17 protein-coding genes are annotated in these 20,227 nt (G+C 68.2%); 8 read left to right on the forward strand and 9 right to left on the reverse strand.

What is annotated here, in order from left to right; translation table 11 throughout:
• Positions 1-79 precede the first annotated feature (79 nt).
• Together ACBJ59_RS42935 and ACBJ59_RS42940 are read left to right on the forward strand one after the other, a co-directional pair.
• Positions 80-1,279 (forward strand): sensor histidine kinase, encoded by a 1,200-nt coding sequence (locus ACBJ59_RS42935; RefSeq protein ID WP_375115849.1) that lies wholly within the window; start codon positions 80-82, stop codon positions 1,277-1,279.
• Positions 1,276-1,917, forward strand: a complete 642-nt coding sequence (locus tag ACBJ59_RS42940; protein WP_375115850.1) for a response regulator — start codon at positions 1,276-1,278, stop codon at positions 1,915-1,917. Before ACBJ59_RS42935 ends, ACBJ59_RS42940 begins: the two co-directional genes overlap by 4 nt.
• A 283-nt stretch (positions 1,918-2,200) precedes the next feature.
• Here the strand turns inward: ACBJ59_RS42940 and ACBJ59_RS42945 are convergent, their stop codons facing one another.
• The 3 genes from ACBJ59_RS42945 to ACBJ59_RS42955 all read right to left on the reverse strand — a co-directional run bounded on the left by ACBJ59_RS42945 (position 2,201) and on the right by ACBJ59_RS42955 (position 6,314).
• Positions 2,201-2,698 (reverse strand): DUF402 domain-containing protein, encoded by a 498-nt coding sequence (locus tag ACBJ59_RS42945; RefSeq protein WP_375115851.1) that lies wholly within the window; start codon positions 2,696-2,698, stop codon positions 2,201-2,203.
• 597 nt (positions 2,699-3,295) lie between these two features.
• Positions 3,296-4,504 (reverse strand): hypothetical protein, encoded by a 1,209-nt coding sequence (locus tag ACBJ59_RS42950; RefSeq protein ID WP_375115852.1) that lies wholly within the window; start codon positions 4,502-4,504, stop codon positions 3,296-3,298.
• A gap of 541 nt (positions 4,505-5,045) precedes the next feature.
• Positions 5,046-6,314 carry a glucarate dehydratase family protein gene (locus tag ACBJ59_RS42955; RefSeq protein ID WP_375115853.1) on the reverse strand — a complete coding sequence of 423 codons (1,269 nt, stop codon included), beginning with the start codon at positions 6,312-6,314 and terminating at the stop codon, positions 5,046-5,048.
• A gap of 89 nt (positions 6,315-6,403) precedes the next feature.
• On the opposite strand from ACBJ59_RS42955, the gene ACBJ59_RS42960 reads away from it, so the two are divergent.
• Positions 6,404-7,870 carry an aldehyde dehydrogenase (NADP(+)) gene (locus tag ACBJ59_RS42960; protein WP_375115854.1) on the forward strand — a complete coding sequence of 489 codons (1,467 nt, stop codon included), beginning with the start codon at positions 6,404-6,406 and terminating at the stop codon, positions 7,868-7,870.
• Positions 7,871-7,953: 83 nt separating this feature from the next.
• A complete protein-coding gene (locus ACBJ59_RS42965) occupies positions 7,954-8,259 on the forward strand; it encodes a pentapeptide repeat-containing protein (RefSeq protein ID WP_375115945.1) in 306 nt (101 codons plus the stop codon).
• 81 nt (positions 8,260-8,340) lie between these two features.
• On the opposite strand, the gene ACBJ59_RS42970 is transcribed toward ACBJ59_RS42965, so the two are convergent.
• From ACBJ59_RS42970 to ACBJ59_RS42990, 5 genes are all read right to left on the reverse strand, one after another.
• On the reverse strand, positions 8,341-9,243 hold the full coding sequence (locus ACBJ59_RS42970; RefSeq protein WP_375115855.1) for a 5-dehydro-4-deoxyglucarate dehydratase: 903 nt from the start codon (positions 9,241-9,243) through the stop codon (positions 8,341-8,343).
• 12 nt (positions 9,244-9,255) lie between these two features.
• Positions 9,256-10,023 (reverse strand): IclR family transcriptional regulator, encoded by a 768-nt coding sequence (locus ACBJ59_RS42975; protein ID WP_375115856.1) that lies wholly within the window; start codon positions 10,021-10,023, stop codon positions 9,256-9,258.
• 67 nt (positions 10,024-10,090) lie between these two features.
• On the reverse strand, positions 10,091-10,951 hold the full coding sequence (locus tag ACBJ59_RS42980; RefSeq protein ID WP_375115857.1) for a carbohydrate ABC transporter permease: 861 nt from the start codon (positions 10,949-10,951) through the stop codon (positions 10,091-10,093).
• Positions 10,948-11,877 carry a sugar ABC transporter permease gene (locus ACBJ59_RS42985; protein WP_364128224.1) on the reverse strand — a complete coding sequence of 310 codons (930 nt, stop codon included), beginning with the start codon at positions 11,875-11,877 and terminating at the stop codon, positions 10,948-10,950. The genes ACBJ59_RS42980 and ACBJ59_RS42985 overlap by 4 nt, the downstream gene beginning before the upstream one ends.
• A complete protein-coding gene (locus ACBJ59_RS42990; RefSeq protein WP_375115858.1) occupies positions 11,874-13,088 on the reverse strand; it encodes an extracellular solute-binding protein in 1,215 nt (404 codons plus the stop codon). Before ACBJ59_RS42990 ends, ACBJ59_RS42985 begins: the two co-directional genes overlap by 4 nt.
• Positions 13,089-13,320: 232 nt before the next feature.
• Between ACBJ59_RS42990 and ACBJ59_RS42995 the strand changes: the two genes are divergently transcribed.
• The 3 genes from ACBJ59_RS42995 to ACBJ59_RS43005 all read left to right on the forward strand — a co-directional run bounded on the left by ACBJ59_RS42995 (position 13,321) and on the right by ACBJ59_RS43005 (position 16,273).
• On the forward strand, positions 13,321-14,115 hold the full coding sequence (locus ACBJ59_RS42995) for an NAD-dependent epimerase/dehydratase family protein (RefSeq protein WP_375115859.1): 795 nt from the start codon (positions 13,321-13,323) through the stop codon (positions 14,113-14,115).
• A 266-nt stretch (positions 14,116-14,381) separates the two neighbouring features.
• Positions 14,382-15,344 carry a LacI family DNA-binding transcriptional regulator gene (locus tag ACBJ59_RS43000; protein WP_364128232.1) on the forward strand — a complete coding sequence of 321 codons (963 nt, stop codon included), beginning with the start codon at positions 14,382-14,384 and terminating at the stop codon, positions 15,342-15,344.
• Positions 15,341-16,273: an aldose epimerase family protein gene (locus ACBJ59_RS43005; protein WP_375115860.1), complete on the forward strand. Its 933-nt coding sequence runs from the start codon at positions 15,341-15,343 to the stop codon at positions 16,271-16,273. Before ACBJ59_RS43000 ends, ACBJ59_RS43005 begins: the two co-directional genes overlap by 4 nt.
• Here ACBJ59_RS43005 and ACBJ59_RS43010 read toward each other — a convergent pair.
• Complete coding sequence (locus ACBJ59_RS43010; protein ID WP_375115861.1) at positions 16,266-18,728, reverse strand: SpoIIE family protein phosphatase; 2,463 nt, start codon at positions 18,726-18,728, stop codon at positions 16,266-16,268. The two genes, ACBJ59_RS43005 and ACBJ59_RS43010, sit on opposite strands and share 8 nt — an antisense overlap.
• Before the next feature lie 95 nt (positions 18,729-18,823).
• Here ACBJ59_RS43010 and ACBJ59_RS43015 point away from each other — a divergent pair.
• Positions 18,824-20,227, forward strand: a 1,404-nt coding sequence (locus ACBJ59_RS43015) for a HAMP domain-containing protein (RefSeq protein WP_375115862.1), incomplete at its 3' end; no start/stop codon positions are given.

The following is a 20,227-nucleotide window of genomic DNA, read 5'->3' on the forward strand; positions in this document are numbered from 1 at the left end:
CGTCGGACCACGGTTCGAACCTCAAGGTCAGACCGTGGGTTGACGTGGGCACGCGGGTTCAGCGGCTACGGTTCAACGCGTGGACGACACGCACCCCTTCTTCGCCAGGCGCCTGAGCCGGCATCAGCTGATCATGTTCGATGCGCTGGTCGGGTTGTTCTTGGGGTTCACCTTGTTCACGGTGACACTTCACGCCACGGCCATGCCTCCATGGATGCGGATCGCCCTTCCCTTCGCACTGGGGCTGCCGCTGGCCCTGCGCAGGCTGTGGCCTCTGCCGGTCTTCTGCTTCACCCTGGTGCTCGCCGTCTATGCCGTGCTGGTGGACACCGTGGGATTCGCTTACCTCGCGCCTTCGTACGCCCTCTATGTCGTTGCTCTGTCCGACGGGCGCGGTCCGGCGATCCCCACGTCGGCCATCGCGGCGGTCAGCTTGGCCGCTGTCCTGGGCCTGACCATGGCGGGCGCGCCGCACGACACGGCTCCGAACTGGCTGCTGCACCTCGACCAGCCGCTCTTGGGCATCGGGGCACTGGGAGGGGCATGGACGATCGGCCGCGCCGTGCAGGAGCGCAGATTTTTCGCGGCTCGTGACGCCGAGCGGCTGGCGGCGCAGGCTGTGACGGAGGAGCGGTTAAGGATTGCTCGCGAGCTGCATGATGTCGTCACGCATAACGTAGGGCTGATCGCCGTCAAGGCGGGCGTCGCCAATCACGTCCTGGCGACCAAGCCGGAAGAGGCGCACGACGCTTTGCGCGTGATCGAGACCGCCAGCCGAAGTGCGCTGGTCGAAATGCGACACCTGCTCGGTGTGCTGAGGTCCACTGCGGTGCCCGATCTGGTGCCCGCGCCCGGCCTGGCGGGAATCCGGGGCTTGGCGGGACAGGCTCGGCTGGCGGGGGTCGACGTTGAGCTCGAGCTCCGCATTGAGGCCGGTGACGAGGAAGGGCTACGCGAAGGGTCAGAGGAGTGGAAACGGCTGCCTGAGGGCGTGGCGCTCTCGGTTTATCGCATTGTGCAGGAGGCGCTGACCAATGTTGTGAAACATGCCGCGCCCGCGCGCTGCCGGGTGTCCGTGGTCGCTGACAGCAAGAATGTACGGATCGAGGTGACCGATGATGGGCCGGGGCGGCGTACTTTGCCCTCAGCCGGTGCCGGGCATGGGCTTATTGGGATGCGGGAACGGGTCATGATGTACGGTGGCTCGTTTGAAGCCGGGAGCCTTCCGGGGCGGGGGTTTCGAGTATTCGCGGAATTTCCCTATGAGGAGGTCAAGTGATCCGAGTGGTCATTGCCGACGATCAGGCGTTGCTCAGGGGTAGTTTCCGGGTGCTGGTCGACTCCGAGCCTGACCTGGAGGTGGTCGGAGAGGCTGCGACCGGGGCCGAGGCGGTTGCCGTGGCGTTGGAGGAGCGTCCTGATGTGGTTCTTATGGACGTACGGATGCCGGAAATGGATGGGATTGAGGCTACTCGGCGTATCAAGGACGTTGCTCGGGTTTTGGTTGTGACGATGTTCGATCTGGATGCTTATGTTTACGATGCGCTTCGGGCTGGGGCGAGTGGGTTTCTGCTGAAGGATACGCCGCCTGCGGATTTGCTTGCTGCTGTTCGGGTGGTGGCGGGTGGGGAGGCGCTGCTGGCTCCCACGGTTACCCGCAGGCTGATCGAGGAGTTCACGCGTACGCCCGTACTGCCTCGGGTGAAGGGGCTCGAGGGGGTTACGGAGCGGGAGCGGGAAGTGCTGATGTTGATTGCGCGAGGGTTGTCGAATGGTGAGATCGCTGCTTATTTGCAGGTGAGTTTGGCTACGGTTAAGACACATATCACGCGGTTGCTGGCTAAGCTGGAGGCTCGAGATCGGGCGCAGCTTGTTATTGTGGCGTATGAGAGTGGGTTGGTTTCGGCTGCCGGATGAGATTGTCGCCGGTGGTGCGGTTAGGATGATGGTGCTGCGGTGTTGGTGTTGTGGGTTCTGCGGTGGAGGTGGCGGATTTCGGTAATAGCGGCAAAGCGGTCGTAGTGTGGTGATCGCGATTGTGGTTGTGCCAGGGTGATGTGTCGGGCATATTTCTTGGATGATTGCTTGATCGATTGTTTGGGTTGTTGGCCTGGCTTGCTTGGCTTGACTTGCGTGGGCGTGAGCATGTGATTATGTTGGGGATGCTGGGTGTGAGTGCTGAAATTTGGGTTGAATGGGATTAGGTGGCTCTTGCGAGCCATTCCAGATGTGCGCCGCCGAAAGGGCCTTTTCTCTCTCCGACTGCGTCCAGTAGCCAGTGTGCGGTTTCTTCTGCTCGTGTGATTAATTCAGGTGGATAATTAAGCAGGAGTTGGTGTTCGGCGAATTCGTCTTCGTCGTCGAGGATCAGGCGTCCGTTCCTCAGGCGAATCACGTCCAGGTCCAGGTCGAGCATGGTGACCTCGTCGTCCTTCCATTCGGGAACGGTGGTGACGTCGACGTAGATCTCGCTTTTGTGGGGTGGCATGTTGAAGGATGCGGTCCACCAGGCGTCCCGGGGGAACAACATGATCGCGGTTGACTCCCACGTGACAGGCGGGCCTTCGCCCTTGCGGGCGACTGTTCCTCCTGGGATTTCCGCCCAGACGCCGTGCTCATCCTCGCCAAGTAGGCGGCCGGGGTGGTTCCAGTGCAATGCGCCGCCGTACTTTCGAAAGACGATTCGCACATCAGTCATGTGATGAACCTATCCGTGTCGGACGGTATGCACACGAAGGGCTGGTGATGGGGGTGCGGATCGAATGGGGTCCTGAGGTGGACCAGCGGAGGTGCGCGTGGAGGAGACGTCAGGGCTCTTGGGATGGGGGGTTGGTGAGGTGGCGCCATCCCGGCCGCTTCTCCGGCGGAGGAGGTGGTGGTGGAGGCTGACGGGTTTTGGTGTGGGACCAGCGATTCGCGCTTTTGGATTGCTGATGCCGGTGAGGTCGTGTGGGAAGAGGCGGTACTGCGGGAGGGGCCGTGTGGCGAGATGGCGGTGGTGCAGGTGAGGTGGTGCGCCGAGAGGGCGGTGGTGCGAGGGCGGCTTCATGCGGTGGGGGGTGGTGCGCGGGCGGCTTTTATGTGGTGGGGGATCAACCAGCTCCAGCCACCCGGCGCGCCGCCGATGGCGACGTGGTGTTGAGGCGGGTGGGCTTCGGCTGTATCCGGTTGGCCCCGGGCTGGTGTGATGTGAGGTCGAGTTTGCGTGGGTGAGATGTCGGGTCGTTGGGCGTGGTGGGCTCGGTTGAGAGGGTGCTACGTGGGATTTGGGTCGGGGGCCATGGCGGGGAGGAGGTTATTGGTAGAGGCGGAGCGCTTGGGAGAGGGCTGCCAGGCGTTGGAGAGAGGCCAGGCCTGCGTGGTACAGGTGGAACTCTGACGCTCCTGCCTTGGCGTACGTTCTGAGCTGGTCGGCCAGGGTGTCGGGGTTGGCCGGGCGGGGTGGGAGGGCTAGGACGTAGGCGCCTACTCGCTGGCCTGGCGTGGAGAGCTCCTTCAGGCGGGTGAGGCGGATGGCGTCGGTGGCGGGGTCGCCCCAGCAGTTGGCGACGAGGACGTCTGCTGCTGGTTCGCCTGAGGGGAGAGGGGCGAAGGCACCGGTGGCCCAGGGGTCCGGGTTGGCGTGCAGGGTGATGGGAACCTCGGGGGCGGTGCTGCGGGCGGTGGCGATAAGGCGTTGACGGAGAGCGGTTGACAGGGTGACGCGGATGGTGCGTACCTCGTCGGCCAATGTGCCGAGGGCGTCCTCGATGGTGCTGGGGGCCTGGTCGGTGGTGTTGGCAGCGTGGTCGGCGGTGTTGAGTGCCTGGTTGGTGGTGTGTGGAGTGTGGTCGGTGGTGTCCCGAGCTTGGTTGGTGGCGCGGTCTATGGCGGTGCGGACTGCGGTCTTTGTCTCTTCGGGATAGCGGGGGGCGCAACTCGCGCAGAAGCACAGAGAGAGAAGGTCGTTGTCCACGGGGGTCCAGTCAGCGCCGGATGTCTTCTCGTGGACGCTCTGGTGGCCGAAGCCCATCGGGCCGCAGGCCTCCAGGATCAGGCCGTCCGGCTCGCCGACCTCCAGGATCTCCTGGACCAGGTGTTCGCAGTACTCGATGACGTCCTCTTGGGCCGGGCAGAGGGCATAGGGGTACGGGTCGCCGAAGGCGTTGCGTACGGCCAGGTCGGGGTTGGCTTTGCCCAGGTGGGAGTTGTGGGTGAGGACGGTCCAGGCGTGTACCTGGAGGCCTGCGGCCTTCAGGGCATCCCTGGCCTGGAGGTAGGCGTCGGCGGGGGTCCACGTGGGGGTGGCCGGGACCAGGCGGGACCAGGAGGACGGGCGGATCGGGAGGTAGAAGGCCGGATATGGAACATCCAGTACGCGGTGGGCGGGGTGGTACGGCGTGGCCGCCCTCGTCGAGTGGTAGCTGGCTGCCAGGGCGACCGCTTGGACGCCGAGGTCTGCCAGACGGCTGGGGGCTGACGGGTCCCCGACCACGTCCCACGGGTAGAGGTAGGCGACGTTCACCAGCGGGTCTCCTTGAGGATGTTCATCATTGGGTGTCTCATTGCCGATGTTTATCGGGTGTTCGGTCTGTTTGCCGGAGCTCATCGGAGGGTCTGGTTCGCCCGGCCGGCTTTCTTCGTTGGTGGTTTTGGTGGGTGGTCTCGGCGGGTGGCCCGTTGGACGGTCTCGGTGGGCGGTTCGCTGGATGGTCTCGGTCCAGCCCTTCGGCGGAAGGGTCTTCCCCTTGCTGGTGTTCGTAAGGGTGGCGCGTCTCGGTGGATGCGTCAGTGGGTTCGTTCGGGGGCTGGTTGTGAGGGTTCGCGAGGGGGCTGCTTGTCGGGGACTGCCCGGGTATGCGAATGGGGATGCGCGGGCAGGGTTCGGTTGCGAGGCGCTCCGAGCGGGTCCGGCTGCGAGGACTCACCAGTGGGCTCCGCTTGCCGGGGTTTGCCAGCAGGGTTTGCGAGCGGTCCGCTTGCGGGGTTTGCGAGCGGGGTCTGCTTGCGGGGTTCGCCTGGGGGTGCCTCTCGCAGGGCGCCAGTGAGGGGTGGTTCGGGAGGGGTCACCAGCGGGGTCTGTTTGCTGAGAAGGAGGGGTCGATGCGTCGCATGTACGAAGTGTCGTCGCGGGCTGTGATCCCGCATCTCTCGTACTGCTCGTTCATCACCGCCAGCATGTCCCGGTCCAGTTCCACCCCCAGACCGGGGCCGGTGGGGACCGGTACGGCGCCGTTCACGAAGCGGAGGGCGCCGGGGAGGATCACGTCCTGGCCGTCCTGCCAGGGGGTGTGCGTGTCACAGGCGAACGTGAGGTTCGGCGTGGCGGCGGCCAGGTGCGTCATGGCCGCCAGGCTGATCCCGAGATGGGAGTTGGAGTGCATCGACATGGCCAGGCCGAAGGCGTCGCACATGGCGGCGATGTGCGAGGAGCGTACGAGGCCGCCCCAATAGTGGTGGTCCAGGAGGAGTACGCCGATCGCATGGGACGCTATGGCGGGGGAGAGGTGCTCCGGGGTGACCACGCACATGTTCGTGGCCAGGGGCATGGGGACGGCGGCGGCCACCTCGGCCATGCCGGGGATGCCGGCGGTCGGGTCCTCCAGGTATTGGAGGGCTCCGTCGAGTTCCTGGCCGACGCGGATCGAGGTCTCCACCGACCAGGCGGCGTTGGGGTCGAGACGGAGCGGTACGTCGGGGAACGCCTCGTGCAGCGCGCGGATCGCGGCCATCTCCTGGTCAGGGGGGAAGACGCCACCCTTGAGCTTGATGGACCTGAAGCCGTACTCCTTGATGAGCAGCCCCGCCTGATCGACGATGCCGGCCTCGTCCAGCGCGGCGCCGAACCGGTCCGGCTCCTCGCCGGGATGGCCTGCCCACTTGTAGAAGAGGTACGCGCTGTACGGCACCGCGTCCCGGACCTTGCCTCCCAAGAGGTCCGACACCGGGACACCGGCGGCCTTGCCGCGAATGTCCAGGCAAGCCACCTCGAACGGGGAGAAGATGCGGTCGATGCTCTTCTCCGTCGTGGTGACGCCGGTCAGGCCGTGCAGGTCGGTCACCGCTTCGCCGATGATCGCGCCGATCCGGGCGTACATCGTGTTCAGGGCATGAACGTCGAGGCCGATCAGCGCCTGCGCGCACTCGCGCACCTTGCCGAGATGATCGAGGTCACCGTAGGTCTCGCCCAACCCGGTCAGACCTTCGTCGGTGACGACCTCGACAATGGTACGGAGAGCCCACGGCTCGTGGACTCCGGCGGCGTTCAAGAGGGGCGGATCCCGGAAGGCAACGGGAGTTACGTGGATCTGCCTGATGATCATCTCGCCGTCCATATATGTGAACAATAGCCAGATTTGTGGACAAGTTGCCGCAACTGTAAGAATCAGGCTGAAGAAGTGTCAAGACTCCGAAGGGCCATTCGATGATCTACGGACACGACCCCAGGACAGGCGGAACCGTGGGCGCCGCCCTGCCCGAGACCGACAGCGCCGGGGTCGACATGATCGTTTCTGCTGCGGCCGCCGCCGGAGCGGCCTGGCGGGCGACCTCGGCGGCCGAGCGGGCCGTCGCGCTGGAGGCCGTCGCCGACGCGCTCGCCGCACACGTGGACGAGCTGTGGCAGCTCGCCGACGAGGAGACCGCGCTCGGCGAGGTACGTCTGCGCGGCGAGGTGGCGCGTACGGCGGGGCAGTTCAGGCTCTTCGCCGACGTGATCAGGGATGGTGGCTACCTGGAGGCCATCATCGATCATGCCGATCCTTCGCTCACGCCGCCCCGGCCGGACGTGCGGCGGATGAAGCACCCGCTGAAGGGCGTCGTGGCCGTGTTCGCGGCCAGCAACTTCCCGTTCGCGTTCTCGGTGGCCGGGGGTGACACCGCCTCCGCGCTGGCCGCCGGGTGCCCCGTCGTCGTGAAGGCGCACCCCGGGCATCCGAACACGTCCGAGCGGGTCGCGAAGATCGTACGGGAGGCGCTGCCGAACCCCGACCTGCTGGGCCTGGTCCAGGGCATGCAGGCCGGTATCGATCTCGTGCAGCACCCCGGCGTGGTCGCCGCCGGGTTCACCGGGTCAGTGGCCGGTGGGAAGGCGATCCAGAAGCTGATCGACGAGCGGGAGGTGCCGATCCCGTTCTTCGGCGAGCTCGGTAGCGTCAATCCCGTGGTCGTGCTGCCGTCGGCGCCGGTCAAGGAGGTGGCCACGGGGTTCGCCGGGTCGCTGACGATGGGGGTCGGGCAGTTCTGCACGAACCCGGGTCTCGTGTTCGTGCCCGAGGGTGACGAGTTGCGCAACGCGCTCGTGGAGGCCGTCGGGGGCACCACCGGCGGGCCCATGCTGGCCGAACGGATCCGGGACGGATACCTCGGGGGCGTCGAGCGGCTGGGCGAGCTGGACCTGCTGGCCGAGGGCAAGCCGGGGGAGGGCAGCTGGGCGGTCACGCCCAAGGTGTTCACCGCCGATCTCGACACGTTCGCGGCCAAGCTGCCGCACATCGGCGAGGAGTGCTTCGGTCCGGCGTCGATCGTGGTGACTTATCGCGAAATTTCGGACCTGCGGCCGGTGCTTGAGCGGCTCGACGGGTCGTTGACCGCGACCCTGCACGGCACGGACGCCGATGAGGCCACGGAGCTCGTCGACGTCCTGGAGCGGAAGGCCGGGCGGCTCATCTGGAACGGGTGGCCGACCGGGGTCGCGGTGTGCTGGGCCATGCATCATGGCGGTCCGTGGCCTGCCGCCACGACGTCCTACACGTCTGTGGGGGCCACGGCGATCGGTCGGTGGCTGGCGCCCACGGCTTACCAGGACTGGCCGGAGGCGCTGCTGCCGGATGAGCTCAAGGAGGGCAACCCGCTGTCCATCCCGCGGAGGGTGGATGGTCGCCTGAGCTGAGCTGAGCTGAGCTGGGCGGAGTTCGGCTGGGCGGAGTTCGGCTGGGCGGAGTTCGGCTGGGCGGAGCTGCCCTGTGCTTGGCCGTGCTGGGGTGGGCTGAGCTGCGTTGGGCTGAGCTGCGTTGGGCTGAGCTGCGCCATGCCGTGCTGGTCTGGGCGGAGCTGTGTTGTGCCATGCTGCGCTGGGCTGAGCTTACTGCGCTGTGCTTGGCCGTGCTGGGCTCATTGGGTTCGGGGTTCGGAGTGTGGCTCGCCGGTCTGGCTGAGAGGTGGGGATCTCCACATCGCCAGGCCGGTGAGCGTCGGCGGCCGGCTGGTCGGTGGTGGGCCGGGTCCCGTGAGGGTGCGGGTGGGGGCCCGGCGCGGTGGGAAGTGTCGGTAGTGGCTTGAGGTCGTGCGCGGGGTGTGGGTGGTTGGCCAGCGTTGTGCGGGGAGTGCTGGTGGTGGGCCAGTGGTCGTGTGGTGGTGGGGTCAGGGGGCGGCTATTTCCAGGCCGGTGGCGATGATGCGCTCCAGCGTCGCCAGGTGCTCCGTCGTCGGGTCCACCAGCGGTGCCCGTACGCCCCCCACCTCCAGCCCCCGCATCCGCACCCCCGCCTTGACCAGCGCCACCGCGTACCCGGGCACGAGGTCGCGCAGTTGTACGAGCGGCAGGTAGAAGCCGGTCAGGAGCCGCTGCACCAGCACCTCGTCCCCGCCCGTCACCGCCTTGTGGAAGGCGAGCGCGATCTCCGGTGCGTACGCGAACACCGCGCTCGAGTACAGGCTCACCCCGAGCCCCCGGTACGCGGGTACGGTCAGCTCGGCGGTCGGCAGGCCGTTGAAGAACGTGAAGTCCTCCGTCACCTGACGCACGGTCAGGATGATGCGCTGCAGCAGGTCGAAGTCGCCCAGGCCGTCCTTGAAGCCCACGACGTTCGGCACCCGGGCCAGCTCGGCCACCGCCTCCGGGGTGAAGCGGGCGGTGCCGCGCTGGTAGATGACGACGGGGAGCCCGCCCGCCTCGGCCACCTCGCGGACGTACCGCACCAGGCCGGAGGCAGGGCCTGTGACCAGGTAGGGAGGCATCAGCAGCAGCCCGTCGGCGCCCTGCGCGGCCGCGGCGCGGGCGATGGACCTGGCGGTCGGCAGCGGGCCGCCGGCGCCGGCGAAGACCGGGACGCGGCCGGCGGTGGCCGTGACCGAGGTGGCCACGACCCGGGTGTACTCCTCGACGTCGAGTGCGTTGAACTCGCCGGTGCCGCACGCGGCGAACACCCCTCCAGCCCCCGCCGCGACCCCCTCGGCGACGTGCCGGGCCAGCGCGGGTTCGGCGAGGTCGCCGCCGGGCCCGAACGGGGTGACCGGAAAGAAGAGAACGCCGTCCAGCCGCATCTACGATCCTTTCTAGCGGATGCCCTCCCTGCGGAGGGTCGCAGCCAGCTTTCGGGTGTGCTTGATAACCGCTTCGGTGATCCGCTCGACCTCGCCGGCCGCGAGGCCCGCCGGCATCGAGCAGCTGATCGCGTCCGTGGCCGGGATGCGGTAGTCGACCGCCACGGCCACGCAGGCCACGCCCAGCGTGCCTTGCTCGCGTTCGTACGACCAGCCCCTGGTGCGGACCTGGTCGAGCTCTCCTGTCAGTTTGGTCAGGTCGGTGAGGGTGTGCTCGGTCAGCCCGGCCAGGGGCTGCGGCAGCAGCGCCTCGACCTCGTCATCGGTGAGCTGGGCGAGCAGCACCTGCCCGAGCGCCGTGACGTGGGCGGGAAGCCGCCGGCCCACCCTCGGGATGATGTGGTCGGCCTCGCGGGAGTCCCGGGTCGCGAGGTAGAGCACGTGCGCGCCGTCCCGCCGGGCGAAGTGCACGGTCTGCCCGATCTCGTCCCGCAAGTCCTCCAAGCTCTCCTGCGCGAACGGCAGCGCGGGGTCCTTGTCGAGGTACGCCGTGCCGGTCAGCAGCGCGTGCGGCCCGATCCCGAACGCCGACCTGGCCGAGTCGGTCTCCACCCAGTTGAGCTCGACCAGGGTGCGCATGAGGGCGTGCAGGCTGCTGCGCGGAAAGCCGGTCCGCTGCTGGAGCTCCGACAGCGTCATGTGGTCGTGTGATTCGGCGAGCGTTTCGAGGATGCGCACCGTCCGTTCCGCGGACTTGACCAGCTGGGGCTCCATACTCATCCCATCTCGTATCCTTCGGCGGCTTCGGAGATCCAGGATATTGGATACCGTCCAGATACATGGACACCTAACCCTTGACCGCGCCGCTTGTGAGACCGCGCATGAACTGCCGCTGGAACGCCAGGAACGCGATGATCGAGGGCAGCAGCGCCAGCAGCGAAGCCGCGAGCAGCACGCCGATCCCGACCTCCTCGTCGGAGCGGAGCGAGCGAAGTGCGATGGGCAGGGTCCACATGTCCGACTCCGGCGCGACGATCAGGGGGAGCAGGTACTGGTCCCAGATCATCGTGAAGCCGAAGACGCCGATCACGCCGAGCGCGGGGCGGCACAGCGGCATGATGATCGTGGCGAAGATCCGCAGCTCGCCGGCGCCGTCGATGCGCGCGGCCTCCTCCAGCTCGACCGGCACCTCCTTCATGAACTCGGTCATCACGAGGATGGAGAAGCCCCAGGCGCCGACCGGCAGGATCATCCCGGCGTACGTCCCGATCAGGTTGAGATGCAGCAGCGGCAGGTCGGCCAGGACGAGGGAGAGGGGAATCGCGATGATCTCCTCGGGGAGCATCATCGTGGTGAGCATGAGCAGCATCACGAACGTCATGCCGCGGAACTTCTTGCGGGCCAGCGAGTACGCGGCGAAGACGCTCACCAGCATCTGCAGCAGCAGCCCGAAGCCCACGACGATGAACGAGTTGAGCAGGTAGAGATAGACGTTCTTGTCCTGGGCCTGGATGAAGTTCTCCAGGGTGAAGTCGTCCGGCCAGAGGGTGAAGGAGGTGGGGTCGAGCGTCTTGCTGAACGAGCTCATCAGCAGCCCGACCAGCGGCCCGGTGAAAATCACCACCATAAGCCCATAAATCAGGATCTTTCCGGCGACGGCCAGCGGGCCCCGCCGCGACTCCAGTCCCAGCGCGCTGTCGAACCTCATCTCGTCTGCCTCCTGCGCAGCATCTGCACGATCACCGTGAGTGCCAGCGTGGCCAGGAACAGCACGATCCCGCCCGCCGAGGCGACCCCCAGTTCGTTCTTCTGGAACCCGAGCTTGTAGATCAAGGTCATCAGCACCTCGGAGGAGCCGTTCGGCCCTCCGTTCGTGAGCACGTAGACCTCGACGAACACCCGCAGGCCGCGAATGGCCGCCAGCGTGAACAGGATCCAGAACACCGGCCGCAGCGCCGGCAGCGTGATGTGCCGCAGCCGCCGCCAGGTCGACGCGCCGTCCACGGCCGCCGCCTCGTACAGCGTGCGGTCCACGCCCACCAGACCGGCCAGGAAGATCATCATGTCGTACGGGGTGCCGCGCCAGATGCTCATCAGCATGATCGACCACAACGAGGAGTCCTCGCTGGCCAGCCAGGGCTGCGGATCGATGCCCACCCAGCCGATGACGATGTTGAGCATCCCGCTGTCGGCGGGGTGGAACATGATGCGCCACACCTCGGCCACGGCCGCCATCGTGGTGACGACCGGCAGGAAGGCCGCGGTCCTGACGAACCACAGGTATCGGGCGGGCCCCTCGATGAGCAGCGCCAGCCCGAGGCCCAGCACGATGGAGCCGACGGTGGTGCCCAGCGCCAGCACGACGCTGTGCCAGATCGCCGCGCCGAACTCGTCGTCGGAGATGATCGTCTGGTAGTTCTGCGTGCCGACCCACTCGTCACCGAGGAAGGTCTGGACCTTGAACAGGCTCTTCCACAGGCCCACGAACATCGGGATGAACTTGAAGTACAGGAAGAGCAGCAGCGCGGGTGCCAGGAACAGCCAGGCGATCAGCGGCCCCCGCCACCGCACCGATTTGGGGCGGTGGCCGGGGGGCGCCGTCCGGCGAGAGGACGGGGCGAGTGTGCTGGTCATGACGCTTTCTGGCTCTGCAGTTCCTGGGTCAGCTTGGTGTTGAGCTGATCCATCGCCGACTTCACGTCGGCGGAGCAGTCGGCCCAGACGGCGTTGATGGAGTCGGCGGAGGTCTGGCGGATCGGCGCCCAGTTGGGCACCGGCGGCGCGTAGACGGCGTTCGCGTACGACTCCTGGAACACCTTCCAGCGCGGATCCTGCCGCTCGGCGGACATGTCCACCGTGGTGTTGACGGGCAGGCGGACGATGGCGCCGTTGGCGTCCTTGTTCATGCCGATCTTCTGGCCCTCGGGCGAGATCGCGAACTCGGCGAACTTCTTCTGTGCCTCCTGGTTCTTGGAGCCGGCCATCATGTAGACGTTCTCGCCCTCACCGAGCGTGCCGGGGCCGCCCGACGGGCCCTTGGGCACGGGCAGGACCTCGATCTTGTCGGTGCCGATGCTGTTGACGAACCTGGCCAGCACGTACGGGCCCACCAGGTAGATGCCGCCCTGGCCCTTCTCGAAGACCTCGTGCGTGACGGTCGTGTCGTTGCTGACGGCGCCGGGGTTGACGGTCTTGGTCTTGCAGAACTGGTCCTGCAGGTACTGGACGGCCTCGACGGTCTTGGGGTCGTTCACCGTGGCGGCGTACTTGCCGTTGCCGGTGGACTTGATGAAGTCGCCGCCGTTGGCGTAGACGAGCGAGGAGGCGTACCAGGAGGCGTAGCCGCGCTTGGTGCCCGCCGGGGCGACGAAGCCGGAGGTGTCCTTCTGGCCGTTGCCGTCGGGGTCCTTCTCGGTGAACGCCGTGGCCAGCTTGGCGAGGTCCTCCCAGGTCGCGGGCGGCTCCATGTCCACCTTCTCGCGCCAGTCCTTGCGGACGATCAGCGCGAACGCCTGGGCGGAGAACGGGGCCGCGTACTGCTTGCCGTCGCTGCCGGTGGCGGCCTTCCAGGCCGTTTCCGCCAGCTTGTCGCCGCCGGCCAGCGCGGCCTTGTCGACCGGCTGGAGCCAGCCCTGAGACTGCATGTTGCCCAGTTGGGCGGTGTCGTTGATGACGATGTCGGGAAGGTCTTTTTGCGCCGCCTGCTGGTTGAGTTTGGTCTCGAAGTCGTCGAAAAGGGCGACGACTTTCGTTGGCACCCCACTGGCCTTGGTAAATGCGTCGGCCAGCTTCTTGGCGGTCTTGGCGGAGTCGGAATCGGGCGCCTGCCTGATCCAGATCTCCAACGTGTTGTCCGAACTTGTTGATCCCCCGGAACCGCAGCCTGTCAGTCCAACGGCCAGAGTCGCCATGATGGCGACTCCCAGCAGACGACGTGACATCAGACCGCCTCCTGTTCACATATGTGGACATGAGTCGTGGACTTGGATGTGTGCCTGTGAACGTAACTAGTGGCATGGCTCACGGTCAATATTCAAGGATGTGAATTTCGGCCAGATTCGTGTACATCATGGATGCATGCGCATTCTCATGACAGGAGCCGCCGGAAAGGTCGGGACGCTGCTTCGCCCACGGCTCGCCCGTGAAGGCCGTACGCTGCGGCTTTCCGATATTCACCCGATCGAACCGGGGCCGGGGGAGGAGTGGGTGACGGCTGACCTGGCCGATCCGGTCGCCGTGGCCGAGGCGATGAAGGGCGTGGACGCCGTGCTGCACCTGGGCGGCCAGAGCAGGGAACATCCCTGGGCCGACATCGTGCAGGCCAACATCCACGGGACCCAGGTGCTGCTGGAGGCGGCGTACAAGGAGGGGGTCGAGCACGTCGTCCTCATGGGCAGCCACCACGCGGCCGGCTTCCAGACCAGGCCGGAGTCCGGTGAGGACCTGCCTGACTACGCCTTCCCGCGGCCCGACACCTACTACGGCGTGAGCAAGGTCGTCATGGAGGCCCTGGGCAGCCTCTTCCACGATCGTTTCGGCATGAACGTCACCGTGGTACGGCTCGGCACCTGCAACGAGGGGCCCGCCGACACGCGGGGGCTGGCCACCTGGATCTCGCCCGACGACCTGGCCCGGCTGGTCGAGGCGGGGCTCACCGCTCCGGGGTATCACGTGGTCTGGGGCGTCTCCGACAGCCCGCGGCGGTGGTGGTCGTTGCAGGAGGCGGAAGCCATCGGGTTCGTCTCCGAAGACTCTTCTGAGCCCTTCGCCGCGGCGCTCATCGAGGAGCAGGGTGAGCCCGACCTGTCGGAGCCGCTGCACCACCGGGCCGGGGGGATCTTCACGTTGAACGAGCTGGGGGGCAAGTGGTGACACCCGCCTGAGCCGCTTCCCCGCCGTACTCCGGCGGGGTCCTTCCAGGGAGGAAGGCGCGGGCCGGGCCCCATCGGCGGGGGCGCGGGCTGGGGCTCATCGGCAGGACGAAGGGTGCGCGCCGGGGTCGCTCGGGGAAGGAAGGCGAGGGGTCAAAAGGGACGGGTCAGGGGCCCCCGTCTTGGCAACCGGTTGCAAGAACCTTGACGGCGCTAGGCGTAAAGGTCAAGGTTTGATCTGGCAACCGTTTGCAAGGGAGGACGGCGATGGCGGCGACGATCAAGGACGTGGCGCGCGCGTGCGGCGTGCACGTGTCCACCGTGTCCCGTACCTTCTCCGCGCCGCACCTGGTCAATCCTGCCACCAGGAGCCGGGTGCTGGCCGCCGCCGACGATCTGGGCTACCGGCCCAACCGGGCGGCCAGGGCGCTCACCACAGGGCGCACCTTCAACATGGGCCTCATCGTGGCCGACATCTCCAACCCGTTCTTCCCGCCCCTCATCAAGGCCGCCCAGGCGCAGGCCAGAGGGCGTGACTACCACGTGTTCGTGGCCGACACCGACGAGGACCCGAGGGTCGAGGAAGAGCTCATCAGGACGTTCACCAAGCAGGTGGACGGCGTCCTGCTGTGCAGCCCCCGCCTGTCGAACAAGATGATCGAGCGCCTGGCCGAGGACGTGCCGTTCGTGGTGGTGAACCGGCGCATCAAGGGCATGCCCGCCGTGCTCATGAACGTCGCCCAGGGCGCCAAGCTCGCGCTGGAGCACCTGGCCGGGCTCGGTCACCACCGGATCGCGCTCGTGTCCGGGCCGATCGGCTCGTGGACCAGCAACGAGATGCAGGGCGCGGCCGCCGAGGCGGCCGGGCTCGACCTGATCTTCTTCGGCCCCAACCAGCCGACGGAGGCCGGCGGCCTGGCCGTGGCCCCCGAAGTGGCGGCGTGCGGGGCCACCGCGGTGCTGGCCTACAACGACCTCGTCGCGCTCGGCCTCATTGAGGGGCTGGCGGCGATGGAGATAGGGGTACCAGACCAGATAAGTGTGATCGGGTTCGACGACATCCTTCCGGGACGGCTCAACCGGCCCAAGCTGACCACTGTCGCCATGCCGGCCGTGGCGGCGGGGAGGATGGCCGTCGATCTGCTGCTGCAGTCTGGGGGCGAGGGCGCGACAGTGACCCTCGACACCGCCCTCATAGTCCGCGAGTCCACGGGAAGGGCACAAACATGATCTTCGGAACGCTGCCGTCGGGCCAGCAGGTCGAGCGCGTAGAGCTGTCGTCGGGACGGTTGCGCGCCGAGGTGCTCACCTACGGGGCCGTCGTGCGCACGCTGGAGGTGTCCGGGGTCAACGTCGTGCTCGGGCTGGACACGATCGAGGACTACCTGACGCGCAGCCGCTACTTCGGCGCGGTCGTCGGCAGGTACGGCAACCGCATCGCGAACGCCCGCTTCACCCTCGACGGGACCGAATACCGGCTGCCGGCCAACAACGGCCCCAACAGCCTGCACGGCGGCACCGAGGGCTTCGACAGCAAGGTGTGGACGATCGCCGCCCGCACGGACTCGTCGGTGACGCTCACGCTGACCAGCCCCGACGGCGACCAGGGCTACCCGGGCACGCTGACCGCCTCGGTCACGTACACGCTGGAGGACGACGCCCTCCGCATCGACTACGCGGCCGAGACCGACGCGCCGACCGTGGTCAACCTGACCAACCACTCCTACTTCAACCTCAAGGGCGGCGGCGACGTGCTCGACCACGTCGTGCGGATGGAGTCCGAGCACTACCTGCCGGTGGACGAGGACAAGATCCCCATGGGCGAACTGGCGCCGGTCAAGGGCACGCCGTTCGACTTCACCGAGCCGCACGCCGTGGGCGAGCGGTACGACGGCGGCTACGACCACTGCTTCGTGCTCGACGGCGCCGTCAGGGTGACGGCCGGCGGGCTGACCATGGAGGTCACGACCACCGAGCCGGGCGTGCAGTTCTACGCCGGCAGCATGCTGGACGGCACCGCGACGCCGTACGGGCCGTTCGCCGGGCTGTGCCTGGAGACGCAGCACTACCCCGACGCGCCCAACCAGCCGCAGTTCCCCTCCACCGTGCTGCGGCCGGGCGAGCGCCGCACCTCCACCACGACGTACCGGTTCATCTGACCGGACGCAGGGTGGCGGCGGCCTTGATCACCAGCAGGGCCACGTCGTCCTGGACCGGCTGGGCGGCGAACGTCTCGACCGCGTGCCGCACCCGCTCGGCCACCGCGTGGGCGCTCAGTCCCGCGCAGCCGGCCAGGATCGCCGACAGGCCGTCGCCGTCGTCGAGCAGCCGGTCGCCGTCGCGCCGCTCGGTCACGCCGTCGGTGACGCACAGCAGCACCTCCTCCGGCGCCAGCTCGAAGGTCTCCACGTAGAACCTGGCGCCGGCCTCGATGCCGAGCAGCAACTGCGGGGTCGCCACCGCCTCGACCTCGCCGTCGGCCCGCAGCAGCAGCGGCGGCGGATGGCCGGCGGAGGCGATCGTGCACAGCGCGCCGCCCTGCGGGAGCGGGGTCAGCTCGCCGCACAGGAGGCTGAGGAACCGGCCCTCGTCACCCTCCTCCAGCAGCGCGTGGTTGAGCCGGTCGAGGATGTCGGCCACGGTGTAGTGCTCCTTGGCCAGCAGGCGTACGGCGTGCCGGGCCAGCCCCGTGACAGCGGCCGCCTCGGGGCCGCTGCCGCACACGTCGCCCAGCGCGAAGCACCAGTGGTCGGCCACCGTGAACAGGTCGTAGAAGTCGCCCCCGACGTCCGCGCCCTCCTCGGCCGGCTCGTAGACCACCGCGGACTCCAGGCCCGGCATGGGCGCCACGCGCATGGGCAGCAGGCTGCGCTGCAGCACCCGGGAGGTGGTCGCCTGCCTGGCGTACAGCATGGCCGTGTGCAGGTTGAGCGCCACCAGGCGGCACAGATCCGCCAGCAGGTCGGCCAGCTCCAGCGGCAGCGTCGGCTCGGAGCGGCCGATCACCAGCGCGCCGTGCGACCTGCCCTGCGTGAGCAGCGGGAAGGCCAGCACCGTCTCGGGGCCCACGGGCCAGCTCACCTCGGTGAGCGCCGTCCGGGGGATGGCGGGCAGCGACTTGCGCAGGTCGGCGTTGTGGCGCTCCTCGCTGTGCCAGACGTGGGCGAGCCTGGTCATGCCGGTCAGATCGGTCAGGTAGACGGCCGCCCACGTCGCGATCTTGGGCACCACGAGCTGCGCGGTCAGCGCCGCGATCAGCTCGTCGTCGTGCACGCCCGCCAGCAGCTCGCCCGCCTCGGCCAGGAACGACAGCCGCCCCCGGTGGGCCCGGTCCTGCTCGGCCAGCCGCTCGCGCTGCACGGGCACCGCCACCTGGTCGGCGATGTGCTGCAGGCTGACGGTGAGCTCCTGGTCGAAGCGGTTCTGCTGGGCGGCCGTGACCACGAGGTAGCCGATCACCTCGCCGGTCACGAGCAGCGGCGCGCAGGCCAGGGACCTGGCGCGCAGCTGCTGGGCCAGCTCGACGTCCTCGGCGAGCAGGTCCTCCGTCAGCGACGGCGTCCTGCGGTCGTCGCCGAACACGTCCGTGGCCAGCACGCCCACCAGCCCGGCCGTCGCGCCCGCGCCCGCCGCCACGCCGAACCGGTTGCCGCCCTCGGCGGCCAGCAGCACGTAAGCGGCGTCGCCGCCGCTGGACATCTGCACGATCTGGGCGATCGTGTCGAGCAGCTCAGTGAACGGCATGTCCTGGTCGAGCAGCTCCTTGATCCGCCGGCCCGCCTCCCTGCGCAGCGGCGCGGGCGGCGGCGTCAGGACGTAGCGGTGGTCGCTGCCCACGATCATCCAGATCGCCCTGCGCTCCCCTGAGTGCCCCCGGGAGCGCATGTGGGAGACGTAGACGGGGATGAGCCCGCCGTCGCGGTGCCGCATGCGCGCCTCGCCCCGCCAGCGGCCCAGGCCCAGCGTGTCGGCCAGGGACAGCGCGTACGGCCCGTGGCCGCGCCAGGCCACCAGCTCCTTCAGCGCCCGGCCGATCGCCTGCTCGGGCGGCCAGCCGAGCAGCTGCTGGGCCTCGGAGTTCCACGACTCCACCACCCCGTCGAGATCGGCGACCACCACGCCGACGTGCAGGGTCTCGAGGGGTCCCACGACGGGGGCCGGGACCAGGGCGGGCGGGCCGGCCAGGGACTCCTGGCGGTCGCAGCCCTCGCCGAGCTCCATGCGTACCCAGACGCGCTTGGCCGTCCTGGTGTAGGTGACACCCCAGGCGTCGGCCAGCATCCGGGCGAGCGCCAGGCCGCGCCCGGAAGTGGGCAGGGCACCCTCGGCGGGGGCGGGCCCGGCGGCCGGCACGGTGCGCGTGGGATGGTGGTCGTCGACCTCGATCTCGAGTTTCGCCGGGGTGGCATCGACGTCCAGGCGGCAGGTCAGCTCGACGCCGGTGCCCGCGTGCACCACGGCGTTCGTGACGAGTTCGCTGGTCAGCAGCACGGCGTCCTCGGCGAGATGGCTCAGGCGCCATTCGCCGAGGACCTGCCGGACGAACTTGCGCGCGTGCGCCGGTGCGTGCGGAGTGCCGTCGAAGGCCGTGCTCGACACCCTGGTCGTGTCCACTCTGCGTCCTAGAACATCACTCGATGTGGCAGTTCGGTCACTCTCAGAGTGGCAGACTGATGCCGTCGATACCTCCAGTTGTGAAGAAGGCCGCCATGGTCGCGCAGTTGGACTCCCCTTACACGCATGGATCGATCCATCCGGCGGACCTCCGTCCGCTGCTCGTGGCCCTGCGCGGGCTGCGTGACGGGAACTTCCGCACGCGGCTGGAGTTGCCGGACGATCCGCTCCTCGCCGAGCTGGCCACCACGTTCAACCAGGTGATCGACCGCAACGAGCACCTCTCGAACGAGCTGACCCGGCTGCGCACCGAGGTGGCCAGGCGCGGGCGGCTCGACGAGCGGCTCAGCCCCAGCCCCGGCACGGGTAGCTGGGCGGTCAACGTGGCGGCGGTGAACACGCTCATCGACGCGCTGGTCATCCCGGCGGCCAAGGCCACCAGGGTGCTCAACGCGGTCGCGGACGGCGACCTGTCGAAACGGGTCGACCTTCAGGAGGACGACCGGCCGCTGCGCGGCGGGCTGCGCCTGATGGGCAAGGCGGTCAACCGCATGGTCGAGCAGCTCGCGCTGTTCTCCGGCGAGGTGACCAGGGTGGCCCGCGAGGTCGGCACCGAGGGGCGGCTCGGCGGCCGGGCGAAGGTGCAGGGCATGTCGGGGAGCTGGCGCGACGTGACCGAGGCGGTCAACGCCATGGCCGGGCGGCTGACGGCCCAGGTGCGTGACATCGCGGTCGTGACCACCGCCGTGGCCAGGGGCGACCTGACCAGGCAGGTGACGGTCGAGGCCACCGGTGAGCTGCTGGAGCTCAAGCTGACCGTCAACACCATGGTCGACCAGCTCTCGGCGTTCGCCAGCGAGGTGACCAGGGTGGCCCGCGAGGTCGGCACCGAAGGGCAGCTCGGCGGCCGGGCCGAGGTGAAGGGCGTGCTCGGCACCTGGAAGGACCTGACCGACAACGTCAACTTCATGGCCTCCAACCTCACCACCCAGGTGCGCTCGATCGCGCAGGTGACGACGGCGGTGGCCAACGGCGACCTGTCCAAGAAGATCACCGTGGACGCGCGTGGCGAGATCCTGCAGCTCAAGGACACCATCAACACGATGGTGGGGCAGCTGTCGGCGTTCGCGGACGAGGTGACGCGGGTGGCCCGCGAGGTGGGCACGGAGGGCCGGTTGGGCGGTCAGGCGCAGGTGCGGGGGGTGAGCGGGGTGTGGAAGGACCTGACGGACAACGTCAACTTCATGGCCTCCAACCTCACCGAGCAGGTGCGCGACATCGCCCAGGTCGCCACCGCCGTCGCCCAGGGCGACCTCAGCCGCAAGATCAGCGTGGACGTCAAGGGCGAGATCCTGCAGCTCAAGGACACCGTCAACACGATGGTGGGGCAGCTGTCGGCGTTCGCGGACGAGGTGACGCGGGTGGCCCGCGAGGTGGGCACGGAGGGCCGGTTGGGCGGTCAGGCGCAGGTGCGGGGGGTGAGCGGGGTGTGGAAGGAC

It is taken from the genome of Nonomuraea sp. MTCD27 (genome assembly GCF_041950495.1).
Taxonomy (GTDB): Bacteria; Actinomycetota; Actinomycetes; order Streptosporangiales; family Streptosporangiaceae; genus Nonomuraea.

Bases quoted from the DNA above. Each gene is read 5' to 3' on its own strand.
- ACBJ59_RS42980 (WP_375115857.1), bottom strand. From the start codon at position 10,951: ATGAGGTTCGACAGCGCGCTGGGACTGGAGTCGCGGCGGGGCCCGCTG.
- ACBJ59_RS42985 (WP_364128224.1), bottom strand. From the start codon at position 11,877: ATGACCAGCACACTCGCCCCGTCCTCTCGCCGGACGGCGCCCCCCGGC.
- ACBJ59_RS43005 (WP_375115860.1), top strand. From the start codon at position 15,341: ATGATCTTCGGAACGCTGCCGTCGGGCCAGCAGGTCGAGCGCGTAGAG.
- ACBJ59_RS42975 (WP_375115856.1), bottom strand. From the start codon at position 10,023: ATGAGTATGGAGCCCCAGCTGGTCAAGTCCGCGGAACGGACGGTGCGC.
- ACBJ59_RS42955 (WP_375115853.1), bottom strand. From the start codon at position 6,314: ATGGACGGCGAGATGATCATCAGGCAGATCCACGTAACTCCCGTTGCC.
- ACBJ59_RS42995 (WP_375115859.1), top strand. From the start codon at position 13,321: ATGCGCATTCTCATGACAGGAGCCGCCGGAAAGGTCGGGACGCTGCTT.
- ACBJ59_RS43000 (WP_364128232.1), top strand. From the start codon at position 14,382: ATGGCGGCGACGATCAAGGACGTGGCGCGCGCGTGCGGCGTGCACGTG.
- ACBJ59_RS42970 (WP_375115855.1), bottom strand. From the start codon at position 9,243: ATGCGGCTGGACGGCGTTCTCTTCTTTCCGGTCACCCCGTTCGGGCCC.
- ACBJ59_RS42945 (WP_375115851.1), bottom strand. From the start codon at position 2,698: ATGACTGATGTGCGAATCGTCTTTCGAAAGTACGGCGGCGCATTGCAC.
- ACBJ59_RS42960 (WP_375115854.1), top strand. From the start codon at position 6,404: ATGATCTACGGACACGACCCCAGGACAGGCGGAACCGTGGGCGCCGCC.